General features: G+C 63.9%; 12 protein-coding genes and 1 pseudogene. 7 read left to right on the forward strand and 6 right to left on the reverse strand.

Annotation, left to right across the window (positions count from 1 at the left end):
- Positions 1-57: 57 nt before the first annotated feature.
- From OXH74_RS14775 to OXH74_RS14790, 4 genes are all read right to left on the reverse strand, one after another.
- On the reverse strand, positions 58-1299 hold the full coding sequence (locus OXH74_RS14775) for an FAD-dependent oxidoreductase (RefSeq protein ID WP_375737671.1): 1242 nt from the start codon (positions 1297-1299) through the stop codon (positions 58-60).
- Positions 1281-2204: a bifunctional methylenetetrahydrofolate dehydrogenase/methenyltetrahydrofolate cyclohydrolase FolD gene (folD, locus tag OXH74_RS14780; RefSeq protein WP_375737672.1), complete on the reverse strand. Its 924-nt coding sequence runs from the start codon at positions 2202-2204 to the stop codon at positions 1281-1283. The genes OXH74_RS14775 and folD overlap by 19 nt, the downstream gene beginning before the upstream one ends.
- On the reverse strand, positions 2201-3067 hold the full coding sequence (purU, locus tag OXH74_RS14785) for a formyltetrahydrofolate deformylase (protein WP_375737673.1): 867 nt from the start codon (positions 3065-3067) through the stop codon (positions 2201-2203). Before purU ends, folD begins: the two co-directional genes overlap by 4 nt.
- Before the next feature lie 305 nt (positions 3068-3372).
- A complete protein-coding gene (locus tag OXH74_RS14790) occupies positions 3373-3966 on the reverse strand; it encodes a helix-turn-helix domain-containing protein (RefSeq protein ID WP_215377010.1) in 594 nt (197 codons plus the stop codon).
- 375 nt (positions 3967-4341) lie between these two features.
- Here OXH74_RS14790 and glnT point away from each other — a divergent pair, with 375 nt between their 5' ends.
- From glnT to OXH74_RS14825, 7 genes are all read left to right on the forward strand, one after another.
- Complete coding sequence (gene glnT / locus OXH74_RS14795; RefSeq protein ID WP_375737674.1) at positions 4342-5676, forward strand: type III glutamate--ammonia ligase; 1335 nt, start codon at positions 4342-4344, stop codon at positions 5674-5676.
- A gap of 57 nt (positions 5677-5733) precedes the next feature.
- A complete protein-coding gene (locus tag OXH74_RS14800) occupies positions 5734-6633 on the forward strand; it encodes a glutamine amidotransferase family protein (protein ID WP_375737675.1) in 900 nt (299 codons plus the stop codon).
- 11 nt (positions 6634-6644) lie between these two features.
- Complete coding sequence (locus tag OXH74_RS14805; RefSeq protein ID WP_375737676.1) at positions 6645-7319, forward strand: protein glxC; 675 nt, start codon at positions 6645-6647, stop codon at positions 7317-7319.
- 20 nt (positions 7320-7339) lie between these two features.
- On the forward strand, positions 7340-8662 hold the full coding sequence (locus OXH74_RS14810) for an FMN-binding glutamate synthase family protein (protein WP_375737677.1): 1323 nt from the start codon (positions 7340-7342) through the stop codon (positions 8660-8662).
- A 507-nt stretch (positions 8663-9169) separates the two neighbouring features.
- Positions 9170-10489, forward strand: coding sequence for an ammonium transporter (locus tag OXH74_RS14815; protein WP_375737678.1), 1320 nt, complete (start codon positions 9170-9172; stop codon positions 10487-10489).
- Positions 10490-10500: 11 nt separating this feature from the next.
- On the forward strand, positions 10501-10839 hold the full coding sequence (locus OXH74_RS14820; RefSeq protein WP_215376990.1) for a P-II family nitrogen regulator: 339 nt from the start codon (positions 10501-10503) through the stop codon (positions 10837-10839).
- A gap of 108 nt (positions 10840-10947) precedes the next feature.
- On the forward strand, positions 10948-11289 hold the full coding sequence (locus OXH74_RS14825; protein WP_215376986.1) for a multidrug efflux SMR transporter: 342 nt from the start codon (positions 10948-10950) through the stop codon (positions 11287-11289).
- A 173-nt stretch (positions 11290-11462) separates the two neighbouring features.
- Here OXH74_RS14825 and OXH74_RS14830 read toward each other — a convergent pair.
- A pseudogene (locus tag OXH74_RS14830) lies at positions 11463-12434 on the reverse strand (methyl-accepting chemotaxis protein); the annotation flags it as partial.
- Positions 12435-12509: 75 nt separating this feature from the next.
- A complete protein-coding gene (locus OXH74_RS14835) occupies positions 12510-14855 on the reverse strand; it encodes a DUF1989 domain-containing protein (RefSeq protein ID WP_375737679.1) in 2346 nt (781 codons plus the stop codon).
- Positions 14856-14902 lie beyond the last annotated feature (47 nt).

Here is a 14902-nt window from a genome sequence, read left to right on the forward strand (position 1 = left end):
GAGCGAGCTCTGCTCGCGAAGCTTTTCGCGAGCAGAGCTCGCTCCTACGGGGATATGTCAGTGGCTGGCCGCCGTGGCGCCCATTTCGTTGACCTGCTGGAAGGTGGAAAAACGCTCCAGGGCGAAGGGCTTGATCAGCTCCGGCACCTTGCCGCCGCTGGCCACCAGCTCGGCCATGGTCTTGCCGCAGATGGGCGTGGACTTGAAGCCCCAGGTGCCCCAGCCGGCGTCGAGGTAATAGTTCTGCACTGGCGACAGGCCCATGATCGGGCTGTAGTCCGGGGTCATGTCGGTGATGCCCGCCCACTGGCGCATCAGCTTGGCGTTGGCCATGAAGGGGAACATCTCGATGGCATGGGCCAGCAGGCTTTCTTTCAGGTCCAGGGTGGAGCGGGTGTTGTACAGCGGGTAGGGGTCGGAACCGCCACCCAAGACGATCTCGCCGCGGCTGGTCTGCTGCACGTAACAGTGCAGCGCGGAGGAACTCACCAGCGGATCGAGGAAGGGCTTGAACGGCTGGGTCACCATGGCCTGCAGCGGGTAGGTGTGGATCGGCGCGCGGATGCCGGCTTTGGCCATCATCAGCGAGCTGTGGCCAGCGATGGCCTGCACTGCGCAGCCGCATTTCACCGTGCCGCGGTTGGTCTTCACGGCGGTGATGCGGCCGTTGTCGATGACCAGGTCCTGCACTTCGGTGAGCTGGTGGATTTCCACCCCCCGCTTGGCGGCCTGCTTGGCGTAGCCCCAGGCCACGGCGTCGTGGCGGGCGGTGGCGCCGTCGATGTGCCAGAGACCGGCGAGGACCGGCAGGTGGCCGGGGTCGAGGTTGAGGGTCGGCACCAGCTCGCGGATCTGCTGGCGGTCGATCATTTCGGTGCGGCCCCCGAAGTGCTTGTTTACTTCGGCGCGTTGGCGGAAGGCGCGTACCGTGGCGTCCGTGTGGGCCAGGGTGAGCTGACCGCGCTCGGAATACATGATGTTGAAGTCGAACTCGTTGGAGAGGTTCTGGAACAGCTTCACCGACTCGGCGTAGAAGCGCACACCTTCGGAGGTGAGGTAGTTGGATCGGATCACCGCCGTGTTGCGCGCGGTGTTGCCGCCGCCTAGGTAGGACTTCTCCAGCACCGCGACATTGGTGATGCCGTGATACTTCGACAGGTAGTAGGCGATGGCCAGGCCGTGGCCGCCGCCGCCGATGATGACTACGTCATAGGAAGCTTTGAGGTCGGTGGGCGGCGGCAGGTCTACCTCCACCGGGTATTCGGCGCTCAGGCCGTATTTCAGGAGATTGAAGGGCATGGCGCCTCCGGAAGCTGGGCAAGGGTGATGAGTGCCGGGTGCTGGAGGCGCGCCGCGGCCAGGGTGTTCTTCATCAGGAAGGCGATGGTCATCGGACCGACGCCACCGGGCACCGGGGTGATGGCCGAGACCACGCCGAGGGCGCTGTCGAAGTCGACGTCACCGACCAGGCGCGAACGGCCGCCTTCGTTGATGCGGTTGATGCCGACGTCGATGACCACGGCGCCGGGCTTGAGCCAGCTGGCGTCCACCAGGCGTGGACGGCCGACGGCGGCGACGACGATGTCAGCCTGGCGGCAGAGCGCGTGCAGGTTGGCGCTGCGCGAATGCACCACGGTGACCGAGCAGTGGGCCTGCAGCAGCAAGGCGGCCATGGGTTTGCCGACGATGTTGGAGCGGCCGATGACCACCGCGTGCTTGCCGGCGAGGTCGCCACAGGTGTCTTGCAGCAGGCGCATACAGCCGGCCGGGGTGCAGGGCGTGAGCACCTCGCGGCCCTGGCTGAGGCCGCCGACGTTCTCGCTGTGGAAGCCGTCGACATCCTTCAGCGGGGCGATGGCCTGCAGCACGCGGTTCTCGTCGATGTGCCGGGGAAGCGGCAGCTGCACGAGGATGCCATTGACCGCGGGATCGCCGTTCAGGCGTTCGATCAGGGCGAGCAGGGCGTCTTCGCGGGTATCGGCGGGGAGCTTGTGCTCGAGGGAGCGGATGCCGGTCTCCTCGGCGCGCAGCACCTTGTTGCGTACATAGACCTGGCTGGCCGGGTCGCTGCCCACCAGCACCACGGCCAGGGCTGGATGAAGGCCGGCACTCTTCAGGTCGCTGACTTCGTCGCGGACCTCTGCGAGGACGCGGGCGGCGGCGGCTTTGCCGTCGATGATGTTGACGTGGGGGAAGCTGTTCACCGGAAGATCACCGTGCGGTCCTGATTGAGGAAGACGCGGTGCTCCAGGTGATATTTCACCGCCTTGGAGAGGGCCACGGTTTCGGTGTCGCGTCCTACCGCCACGAGGTCGTCGGGCAGGTAGGCATGGTCTACGCGCTGGACTTCCTGCTCGATGATCGGGCCTTCGTCGAGATCCGAGGTGACGTAGTGGGCGGTGGCGCCGATCAGCTTCACGCCGCGTGCATAGGCCTGGTGATATGGCTTGGCGCCCTTGAACCCGGGCAGGAACGAGTGGTGGATGTTGATGGCGCGGCCCGAGAGTTGTTTGCAGAGATCGTCGGAGAGGATCTGCATGTAGCGGGCGAGCACCACCAATTCGGTGCGGGTCTCATCGACGACCTTCATCAACGCGGCTTCCTGCTCGGCCTTGGTGTCGCGGGTCACCGGCAGGTAGATGAAACGGATGCCCTCGCGCTCGGCCATTGGACGCAGGTCGAGGTGGTTGGAGACGATGGCGGTGATCTGCATGTCCATCTCGCCCTTGTGATGGCGGTAGAGCAGGTCGGCCAGGCAATGGTCGTACTTGCTCACCATCAACAGGACGCGCATCGGCTGTGCGGTGCTGTGCAGGGTCCACTCCATGTCGAAGCGGACGGCGACATCGGTGAAACCCTGCTCGACTTCCGCGATGTCGCCCGCGAGCCCTTCGTTGAAGCGGAACACCGCGCGCATGAAGAAGCGGCCGCTGGTGTCGTCGTCGAACTGGGCCATCTCGCTGATGTAGCACCCCTTGTCCGCCAGGTAGGTCGTCACCGCCGCAACGATGCCCGACACCGCCGGGCAGCTGATCTTGATGATGAAATGTCGGGTGGCGTGTTGCATGTCTGGTCCTCGAATCGGTGGGGGCAGCTCATCGCAAGGCGGAAATTTCAGGGGTGAAGTGCGCGTTCATCCATGAATTATTTTTACTGACAGGAATATAAAATTCCTTTTGCGCTTTTATATGCGAAGAAGTGCTGCCGGTCTATAGCGGTGGGAAATTTTTTATCTTGAGGGGAAAGTTCTGTGGGGTGCCGAGCGAAAGGGGAGTAGGAGAGGAGCTTCGCGAGCAAGTTCACCCCTACGGGATGGTGCCTGACCTGTAGGAGCGAGCTTGCTCGCGAAGAAAGGAGCTGGCGGCTAGAGAATCACTCGTTGCCGTAATTCATCACCGACAGCAAACGAATCGGCACCTTCAGCAGCTTCTCCGGCCCGTGGGGGACTTCACCCTCGAAGGTCAGGCTGTCCCCAGCCTCCATGTGGTAGAGCTGATTGCCGTGGCGGTAGACCAGTTCGCCTTCCAGCAGGTGAAGGAACTCAGTGCCGGGATGGGAGAAGGTGGGGAACTCCTCGCTCGCGTCATCCATGCTCACCATGTAGGCCTCGAAGTTCTTCTTCGGACCACGGGTGTGGTTGAGCAGCTGGTAGGTGTGACCTTTCTCGGTGCCGCGGCGAACCACCTCCATGCCTTCGCCCGACTTGACCAGAATGGCGCTGCCGTCAGGCTGGTCATACTGGCTGAACAGCTTCGACATGGGCATGCCAAGCACGTCGCACAGGCGGCTCAGGGTGTCCAGGCTGGTGGAAACCTGGGCGTTCTCGATCTTGCTCAACATCCCCTGACTGATTCCGGCGATACGTGCAACATCGGCAAGCTTCAGTTCCTGCGCCTGGCGCTCGCGCTTGATCTGCATGCCCAGGTATTGCTCCAGGCGGAGGCGGGGTGGGGTTTCGGTCGACATGAGTCTTAGGTCCTGCACGTTTTCGGTTCAAGAAACAAAATTTCGCACAAGGAAAGAGCACAAATCTGTGCGTCTTCACTGGGGCGATTTCGACTTTCCCATAGAGAAACGGATTTTCCCATATAAACAGCAACTCGGCTCCCGCCGAGACAATTTCTCGCTGCGCCCTCCAAGTTGGCAAGTCGTTTGCATTCCTGTTGGGAAACTAAATTTCCCCAAGAGAATTTGTACGACGCCATGAACATCTTCAGAACGCCATCGCTGATCAGCCAAGCAATCGGCTTGCCCGAAAAGCCGGCGGTCGTTGCTCACGGCGGTGCTTTGCCCTGCCTGCCACTACCCGCCCGCCTTGCCCTTTTCCAGGAGTGAAGACTCATGTTGCCAACTGAAACGCAGCGCATCATCGAACAGTACGGGATCAAGTATGTGCTGGCGCAGTTCGTGGACATCCACGGCGCTGCGAAGACCAAGTCCGTGCCGGTTTCCGGCCTCAAGGCGGTAGCCGAGGACGGCGCCGGGTTCGCCGGTTTCGCCATCTGCGGCATGGGCATGGAGCCCCACGGTCCGGACTTCATGGCCCGTGGTGATCTGTCCACGCTGATTCCGGTGCCCTGGCAGCCGGGCTACGGCCGTGTGGTCTGCATCGGACATGTGAATGGCGAGCCGCATCCCTATGACAGCCGCTATGTGCTGCAGCAGCAGGTGCAGCGCCTGACCGACAAGGGCTGGACCCTGAACACCGGTCTGGAGCCGGAATTCAGCCTGTTCCGCCGTGGCGCTGACGGCAAGCTGCAACTGGTGGACGCCACCGACAATCTGGACAAGCCCTGCTACGACTACAAAGGCCTGTCGCGTTCCCGCGAATTCCTCGAACGCCTGACCGAGGCCCTGCAGCCGGTGGGCTTCGACATCTACCAGATCGACCACGAAGACGCCAACGGCCAGTTCGAGATCAACTACACCTATAGCGACGCCATGGAATCGGCGGACCGCTTTACGTTCTTCCGAATGGCTGCCGGCGAGATCGCCAACGACATGGGCATGATCTGCTCGTTCATGCCCAAGCCTGATCCGAAACGCGCCGGCAACGGCATGCATTTCCACCTCTCGATTGCCAGCGCCAGCAACAAGAACCTATTCCACGACCCGAATGACCCCAGCGGCATGGGCCTCTCGAAGCTGGCCTACCACTTCGCCGCCGGCCTGCTGGCCCACGGCCCGGCCCTGTGCGCTTTCGCTGCGCCCACGGTGAACTCCTATAAGCGTCTGGTGGTAGGCCGCTCGCTGTCCGGCGCCACCTGGGCGCCTGCCTTCATCGCCTTCGGCGCCAACAACCGCTCGGCGATGGTGCGCGTGCCCTACGGCCGCCTGGAGTTCCGCCTGCCGGATGCCGGCTGTAACCCCTACCTGGTGACCGCCGCGATCATCGCCGCCGGCCTCGACGGTATCGACCGCCAGCTGGAGCCGGACAGCATCTGCAACGAGAACCTCTACAAGCTGAGCCTCGAAGAGATTGCCGCGCGCGGCATCAAGACCCTGCCGCAATCGCTCAAGGAAGCCACCGACGCTCTGGAGGCCGACCCGCTGTTCCGCGAGGTGCTGGGCCCGGAGATCGTCGACGAATTCATCAGACAGAAGCGCATGGAGTGGGTGGAATACAGCCGCCACGTCTCCGACTGGGAGATCCAGCGCTACACCGAGTTCTTCTGATAGCCCGATCAAACCCTTCTGGCGCCTGGCGCCACCTGCCTCCGGAGGAGACACACCATGTGCGGAATCGTAGGTCTTTACCTGAAGAAGCCCGAGCTGGAAGCCCAACTCGGCAAGCTGTTCGAACCCATGCTGCAGGCCATGACCGATCGTGGTCCGGACAGCGCGGGCTTTGCCGTCTATGGCGATGAAGTGGCCGACGGCTGGGTCAAGCTGACCCTGCAGGCCGCTGACGTCGGCTACGACTGGAAAAAACTGATGGGCGAGCTGGAGGGCCGTCTGGGCTGCTCCCTGGACTGGTTCCAGAACGCTAGCGCCGCCGTCCTCAAGGTCAACTGCGACGAAGAGCGCGTGCGCGCCGCCCTCGCTGACCTCGCCCCCGAGGTACGGATCATGAGCGCCGGCCAGAGCATCGAAATCCTCAAGGGCATGGGCCTGCCGAAGGAAATTTCCGAGCGCTTCGGTCTTTCGAAGATGAAGGGCAGCCACATCATCGGCCACACCCGCATGGCCACCGAAAGCGCGGTGACCATGGAAGGCAGCCACCCGTTCTCCACCGGCGCCGACCTCTGCCTGGTGCACAACGGCTCGCTGTCCAATCACTCGCGCCTGCGCCAGGAACTCAAGCGCCAGGGCATTACCTTCGAAACCGAGAACGACACCGAAGTCGCCGCCGGCTACCTGACCTGGCGCCTGCAACAGGGCGACAGCCTGAAGGAGGCGCTGGACCACGCCCTGGAAGACCTCGACGGCTTCTTCACCTTCGCCATCGGCACCCGCAATGGCTTCGCGGTAATCCGCGATCCGATCGCCTGCAAGCCGGCGATCCTCGCCGAGACCGACGACTACGTCGCCATGGCCTCCGAATACCAGGCGCTGGCCAGCCTGCCGGGAATCGACAAAGCCAAGGTTTGGGAACCCGAACCCGCCACCATGTACATCTGGGAACGCGCCTGAGGAGCTGAACTATGAAAACCGTTGATCTTTCCACTGCCGCGGTGCGTGAACTGAACCAGGCCCTGCACGGCGACGTGCAGGACCGCGAGTGGGTGGTGACCCATCCGGACGGCAAGCACAACCTGGCCGTGGGCGTGAACCAGGCCGTGAGCATCGATATCCAGGGCCATGCCGGCTACTACTGCGCGGGCATGAACCAGCAAGCCAGCATCACCGTGCACGGCAACGTCGGCGTCGGCGTGGCAGAAAATATGATGTCCGGCTCGGTGCGGGTGAAAGGCAGTGCCTCCCAGGCCGCCGGTGCCACCGCCCATGGCGGGCTGCTGGTGATCGAAGGCGATGCCGGCGCGCGCTGCGGCATCTCCATGAAGGGTGTCGACATCGTCGTCGGCGGCAGCATCGGCCACATGAGCTGCTTCATGGCCCAGGCCGGGCGTCTGGTGGTGTGCGGCGATGCTGGCGATGCGCTGGGCGATTCACTCTACGAAACCCGTATCTACGTAAAGGGCACGGTCAAGTCGCTGGGTTCGGACTGCATCCAGAAGGAGATGCGCGCTGAACACCTGGAGGAGCTGAAAGAGCTGCTCAACCGTGCCGGCTTCGACGAGGACCCGGCCAGCTTCAAGCGCTACGGCTCGGCCCGTCAGCTTTACAACTTCAAAGTCGATAACGCATCCGCGTACTGATCCGCAGCGAGGAAATCATCATGACCGACAAACACACTCCGGTGCTGCGCGAATCCGCCACCTTCGACCGCCTGACCATCCAGGAAATCCAGCGTGCTGCCGAAACCGGCATTTATGACATCCGCGGCGGCGGCACCAAGCGCAAGCTGCCGCACTTCGATGACCTGCTGCTGCTCGGCGCCAGCGTCTCGCGCTACCCATTGGAGGGCTATCGCGAGAAGTGCGGCACCGATGTGGTGCTCGGCACCCGCTTTGCGAAGAAGCCGATCCACCTGCAAATTCCGGTGACCATCGCCGGGATGAGCTTCGGTGCCCTCTCGGCCAATGCCAAGGAGGCCTTGGGCCGTGGCGCCAGCATCGCTGGTACCAGCACCACCACGGGTGACGGCGGCATGACCCCGGAAGAGCGCGGCCAGTCGCAGCACCTGGTCTACCAGTACCTGCCGTCCCGCTACGGCATGAACCCCGACGATCTGCGCAAGGCCGACGCCATCGAGATCGTCCTCGGCCAGGGCGCCAAGCCGGGCGGCGGCGGCATGCTGCTGGGCATGAAGGTCACCGAGCGGGTGGCTGGCATGCGCACCCTGCCCATCGGCGTCGACCAGCGCAGCGCCTGCCGTCACCCGGACTGGACCGGCCCGGACGACCTGGCGATCAAGATCGCCGAGCTGCGCGAAATCACCGACTGGGAAAAGCCCATCTACGTGAAGATCGGCGCCAGCCGCCCGTACTACGACGTCAAGCTGGCGGTGAAGGCCGGTGCCGACGTGATCGTCCTCGACGGCATGCAGGGCGGCACCGCAGCCACCCAGGAAGTGTTCATCGAGCACGTGGGCATTCCGATCCTGCCCGCCATCCCGCAAGCGGTACAGGCTTTGCAAGAGATGGGCATGCATCGCCAGGTACAGCTGATCGTTTCTGGTGGTATTCGCAACGGCGCCGACGTGGCCAAGGCCATGGCCCTGGGGGCCGACGCAGTCGCCATCGGTACCGCTGCACTGGTGGCCCTGGGTGACAACCACCCGCGTCTGGATGAGGAACTGCGCAAGATCGGCTCGGCAGCCGGTTTCTATGACGACTGGCAGAACGGCCGCGACCCGGCGGGCATCACCACCCAGGATCCGGAACTGTCCAAGCGCCTGGACCCGGTGGAAGCCGGCCGCCGCCTGGCCAACTACCTGCGGGTGTTGGTACTGGAGGCCCAGACCATGGCGCGGGCGTGCGGCAAGTCTCACCTGCACAACCTCGATCCCGAGGACCTGGTGGCACTGACTGTGGAATCTGCCGCCATGGCCCGCGTGCCCCTGGCCGGCACCAGTTGGATTCCGGGTCAGGGCTACTGATCCCGAAGGCGGTAAACGAAGGTCGGCGAGCGATCGCCGGCCTTTTTCTTTTTTGTAATTGGATGGACTCGCCTGGGGTGGAAGTCGCTTTTCACTTCCACCGGCGGTGTTTCCGGTGGGCTCCGGACGTTGGGCCTCGCACAGCTCGGACCAACCTACGGCCGCTACGTGGCTTACCGGGTGGCGGGGCACCATTCAGGCGAGTGCATTGCTTTATTGATTGGCAGGAAAATCAAATTCGCACCAAGAAAATGCGTTCTCACTTGTCATCGCTGCTCATTGCCTCTCTACGCCGTGACATAAAGCGCTTTCTATTCAACGACTTAGCAGAAAGGCAGGCGCATGCTGTGGCCTTGGCAGGCCAATTGCTATGCCTAATGGGAAACAAAATTGCCCTATAGGAAGAAAGGTGCTGGCCCGGCCTCGTCTTCTTAGGGCGCTCGAACGTCGGTCCGTCTATCCGACAGCGGGCCGGCCGAAATCCTGTCGGTTTGGAGGCAACAGGCAATGATCCGGTTTTCACATGTGGGCCGCGGTATGTTGGGCCTTTCCCTTCTGTTGGGCAGTTTTGCGGTAAATGCGGAAGAAGCGGCACCTGTGATCAATAGTGGCGACACCGCGTTCGTCGCGCTCTGCTCGCTGGTGGTGCTGCTGATGACACTGCCGGGCCTGGCGCTGTTCTACGGCGGCATGGCGCGGACCAAGAACGTGCTGTCGATCCTCATGCAGGTGTTCTGCACCGCCTCGCTGATGTCGGTGCTGTTCGCCGTTTACGGCTACAGCCTGACGTTCACCGACGGCGGTTCGCTGCAGTCGGTGATCGGCGGCCTGGACAAGCTATTCATGGTCGGCGTCACCAAGGACACGGTTGTCGGCACCATCCCCGAGTACCTGTATTTCTTGTTCATGCTACTGTTCGCCGCCATCACCCCGGCGATCATCGTCGGTGCCTTCGCCGAGCGCATGAAGTTCGCCGCCGTCATGGTCTTCATGGCGGTCTGGCTGACCATCAACTACATCCCCATGGCGCACATGGCCTGGGGCGGTGGCTGGGTGTTCAACCTGGGCGTGCAGGACTTCGCCGGCGGAAATGTGGTGCACCTGAACGTCGGCATCGCCTCCCTGGTGGGCGCGTGGTTGCTGGGACGCCGTCGCGGCTTCGGCACCCCAGCGATCGCTCCGCACAACATGACCATGACCCTCACCGGTGGCTCGCTGCTGTGGGTGGGCTGGCTGGGCTTCTGCGGCGGCTGTGCCCTGGCTGCCAACGGTTTCGCCATGCTGGTGATGGTCAACACCATGCTCGCCAGCTGCGCCGGTGCGCTGGGCTGGATGCTGGTGGAGTGGCAGCACCGTGGTCGTCCAAGCCTGTTCGGCGCGGTATCCGGCGCCATTGCCGGCCTGGTTGCCATTACCCCGGCCTGCGGCTATGTCGGCCCCATGGGCTCCATCCTGCTGGGCCTGATTGCCGGTCCGGTGTGTGTCTGGTCGGTGGACAAGCTCAAGCCGATGATCGGCCTGGACGATGCCTTCGATGTGTTCGGCGTGCATGGCGTGGCCGGCATCCTCGGCGGCTTGCTGACCCCGGTGTTCGCCCTCACCGCCATCGGTGGCCAGGGCTTCCCCGAAGGCCGCGACCTGTTCGACCAATTGCTGGTCAACGGTGGCGCGATTCTGTTCAGCATCGGCTTCTCGGCCGTGACCAGCCTGATCGCCTTCAAGGTGGCTTCCGCGCTGTGCAGCGGGCTGCGGGTTGAGGAAGCGGCCGAGGTGGACGGGCTGGACCTCACCGCCCATGGCGAAGTCGGCTACAAGTATTCGAGCTGAGGACCGCGGCCATGAAACTTATTACCGCAATCATCAAACCCTTCCGCCTGGACGAGGTGCGCGAGGCGTTGACCGAGGCTGGCGTAAGCGGCGTGACCGTCACCGAGGTCAAGGGCTACGGCCGGCAGAAAGGCCACTCGGAAATCTACCGGGGCGCCGAGTACGTGGTGGAGCTGCTGCCCAAGATCAAGCTGGAAATCGTGGTCGGCGATGCGCTGTGCCAGGCTGCCATGGACGCCATTCTCAAGGCGGCCTACACCGGCAAGATCGGCGACGGCAAGTTGTTCGTCCTGGACCTGGAAAGCGTGGTGCGGATACGCACCGGGGAGCTGGGCGAAGACGCCGTGTGAGTTGATGGCTGTACCCCCGCGCCGACGCCTTGCGTCGGCGCTTTCATTGGAGCTGGGAAAGCGGTGTCCACGGCGTACCAGCTTGTGTTCGAGAAGGAGGCGTGAAGGATGGCGTGGTTGAATGGATGGGGATTCCTGGTTCTGGCGGGACTCTGTGAGGTGCTCTACGCCTCGATCATCCCGCGCACGGAGGGCTTCACCCGGCTTTGGCCGAGCCTGTATTGCGGCTTATTCCTGATGCTGAGCATCTATCTGTTGAGCCTGGCGGTACGCGAGCTGCCGCTGGGACTGGCCTACGCGGTCTGGGTGGGCATCGGCACCCTGGGCACCGTGGCCTACGCGACAATGTTCATGGGCGAACAGCTGGGGATGATGCGCGGGGTGTGCCTGGTGATGATCGTAGGAGGCATTGTCGGCCTGAAGATGGTGGGAGGTGCGCAGGTGGCGTAGGCGCAGACCTGCGTCAAATCCCTGGCCGGGTGGGGGGGATGATGAATGCACTCATTCGCCGTATTCGGTGATGGCGCCACGCGGCCCACCCTGCCATTGCCGCAATGCCCCGTTTCCGATCGTATTCCAGGCAATATGCCTGAAATTGGTTCGTTTCCTCAGCTTTGCTGACGCAGCATCGCCTGAATCTGCTGCACCGATTCCTGGGTCCGCCGCGCCAGGTTGCGCACCTCGTCCGCCACCACCGCGAAACCGCGCCCTTGTTCACCCGCTCGGGCCGCTTCAATGGCTGCGTTGAGTGCCAGCAGGTTGGTCTGTTCGGCGATGCCACGGATCACCCCGGCCACCTGGGAGATCTGGCCATAGGTGGTCTGGATGTTCGCCTGTTCGCGTTCGTGCAGGCTGGCGGCGGTCTTCTCGTCACTGATCTCGCGCACCGCACCGGTAACATAGAGCAACCGGCCTTGGCTGTCGCGCAGGCAGCGGCCACGTTCGCGGAACCAGACTTCGCCACGGGTCTTGTGTCGCATGCGGTACTCGACCGCATAGAAACCGTCGCCGCTGCTGTCCGCCATCGAAGCGTTGAAGGTCTTCATAACTTCCTTGAGATCGTCCGGGTTGACCACGCCGAAGTAGCTGTCCCAGCCATCGGGAAACTCCTCGCGCTTGTAGCCGATGAGCTCGCGGAACTGCTCGGACCAGCGGATCACGTTCTGCGGATGGTCGGGGTCGCCGTTTACCACGTTCATCGCCCAGCAGCCTTCGGTGAGGGTGCGTTTGGTCAGGTCCCACACCTCGCATTCCTTGTCCCAGGTTTCCCGTTCGGCCTCCAGGGCCGCCAGACGTTCCCGGTACTCCTCCAGTTCACCACGCAACCGCGTGTCCTGCTGTTCGGCCTGGGCCAGTCGCTGGTTCAACTCGGCGTACTCATTGGCACTACAGGGTGGCGGTGCTTGCCGCTCGGAGTGCTGGCGGATGTGCTGCAGTTCACGCCAGTCGCGCTGCAGCCTTTCCAGGCTGCCAAGCAGCCGGGGTTGGTGTCTCAGTCGTGGCAGTGAGGATTCCGGGCCTTGGTTGCTGGACAGTTGGTCGAGCCACTGGCTGAGTTCGTCGGCCAGGTTGCTGGATGCTTTTCTGAACCACATTGGCCGATTCTCCTTGGCTATGGACGGGGGAGGGACTTGCAGTACTCCCTAGCAAATCCCTCTCCAAGTACCGCATCAGCCGCGCACGCGGGTCTTCTCCGGGTCATAGGCCACGGTGCTGGCGGCCACGCGGGCGCGGATGCGCTTCTGCTGGCCGTCGAGCTTGCCGATTTCCACCGCCGTGCCCGGCTCGCAGTAGCCGATGTCGAGCCGGCACAGGGCGATGTTCTTGCCCAGCACCGGCGAGCGGGTAGCACTGGTGACGATCCCGACCTGGGCACGACCGACGTGCACGCAGTCGCCATGGGCGGCCGGTTCGTTGCCTTCCAATTCCAGCCCCACCAGGCGCTGTTGCGGATGGGCGCCGCGGCGCAGCAGGGCGTCCTTGCCGATGAAGTCGGCCTGCTTGGTCTTCAACGGTACGCAGAAGCCGATGCCTGCCTCGAAGGGATCGGTCTGGTCGCTGAATTCGTAGCCGGCGAAGATCAGCCCGGCCTCGATGCGCAGCATGTCCAGCGCCTGCAGGCCCAGCGGCACCAACCCCAACGGTTCGCCGAGCTGCCAGAGGCGGTTCCACACCTTCAAGGCGTCGCTGGGGTGGCACCAGATTTCGTAGCCCAGCTCGCCTGTGTAGCCGGTGCGCGACACCATCAGCGGCGCGCCGTTGTAGTCGTCCAGGCGGCCATTGAGAAAGCGGAACCAGCCAAGGTCTTCCAGTTTTGGTTGGGTGCCCGGTGTCCAGATCATGTCTTTCAGCAGGGTGCGGGCCAGCGGGCCCTGTACGGCAATGTTGTGGACCTGTTCCGAAGCGCTCTTTATCCACACCTTCATGCCCAGTTTTTCGGCCTGCTCACGCAGCCAGACGCCGGCATAGTCCTCGCCGCCGATCCAGCGGAAGGCGTCCGGCCCGAGACGCATCAGGGTGCCGTCGTCGAGCATGCCGCCGTGCTCAAAACACATGGCCGAGTACACCACCTGGCCCACCGCGAGCTTGCGTACGTCGCGGGTCAGGCAGTAATCCAGCAGGGCTTCGGCATCGGGACCGAGCACCTCGAATTTGCGCAGGGCGGACAGGTCCATCACTGCCACCTTCTCGCGGCAGCCGTGGTATTCCTCGATCGCGCCATGGCCGTCGAACTGGATCGGCGTCCAGAAGCCGCGGTAGTCGACGAACTGGCGGGTGAGGGCCGAGGTGCCGGGGTGGAAGCCGCTCTCGCGGGTCAGCACCGGGTCGGCGTCGGGTGTCTTGCGAGTGGCCATGGCGATACTGAAACGCTCCTGTTCGGAATACACGCGGATGTGGATGTCGGTGGGCTGCCAGCCGTTGGCCGGATCGATGTCGTCCGGGCAGGAACTGCTGGCGCAGACCAGGTCGGTCATGGCCCGCAGCAGCACATAGTCGCCGGGGCGCGACCAGGGCTCGTCGAGGGTCAGGTGTTGGTGTACATCCACCCCGGTGTTGAAGAAGAAGTTGATCGCCGGCCAGCCGGCGCGGCCTTGCACGCCGTGCTTCGCGACGGCGCGGCTGATGTTGTCGCTGCAGTTGGCATGGCCGAAGTAACCCTGCGCTTCGTAGTAACGCGCGGTGCAGGCCAGGGCGAAGGTGTCGTGGCGGCCGACGGTATCGCGTACCACTTCCAGCATCGGCTGCAGGTTGCGGTCGAAGAAGCGGCTGAACAGGCCCGGTCCGGGATAGGCGTTGCCGTTCAGGGTGCGGGTGACGGTGGGGTCGAGGTCGATCTCCCGACCTGCATCGAGGCCACGGCGGTCGAAGGCGACGAAGTCCGAGCACTGGCGTCCGGCGACATCCAGCACCTGGATGTACTGGCCAGCGGCGACGAGATAGTCCCGTGCGCTACCGGGCGTGATGGTGAATTCGTCGACCAGCTCCCCGAGCGGCGCCGGTAGCGGCGGGGCCATCACTCGGCGCGGGTTGGCGCGGTGGATCAACAGGCGCAGATCGCTGGCGCGAGACTGGCTGTCTACTGGCGTCTGGCCGCCCGGTGCGGCGACGATTACCAGCAGCGCTTCGCTGGCGCTGAAGCTGCGGCTGAAGCCGGCGGGATTAGCGGCTGGCCAGAGCCGCGCGGCGTGTGGCAGGTGACGGCAATCGATGCCACGCCGCACCAGCCCGGCGCTGACATGGGCGGCTTCCAGGCTGCCGTCGTGCAGCAGGTGGGCGATGAAGTCGGCGCCGGGGCTGGCGGTGAGGCCAAGTGCGGCCAACGCGGCACGGCCGTTGCCGGCGAAGGCCAGCAGTTCGGCGGGCTGGTCGCCTTCGAGGTCGATCACCTCCAGTCGGTCCCCAGGCTCCAGGGCCACTACCGTCAATCCGCCAGGGGCGACACGGTGGCGTTCCAGACCCGGGGCGCGGGCGAACAAGGCCGGCTCCAGCGGCCGGGATATCACGGGCAGGTTCATGTCATGGCTCCACGCAAGGATTCGTTCCGTAGGGTGCGCCGTGCGCA

It is taken from the genome of Metapseudomonas boanensis, from assembly GCF_042232855.1.
Lineage (GTDB): Bacteria > Pseudomonadota > Gammaproteobacteria > Pseudomonadales > Pseudomonadaceae > Metapseudomonas > Metapseudomonas boanensis.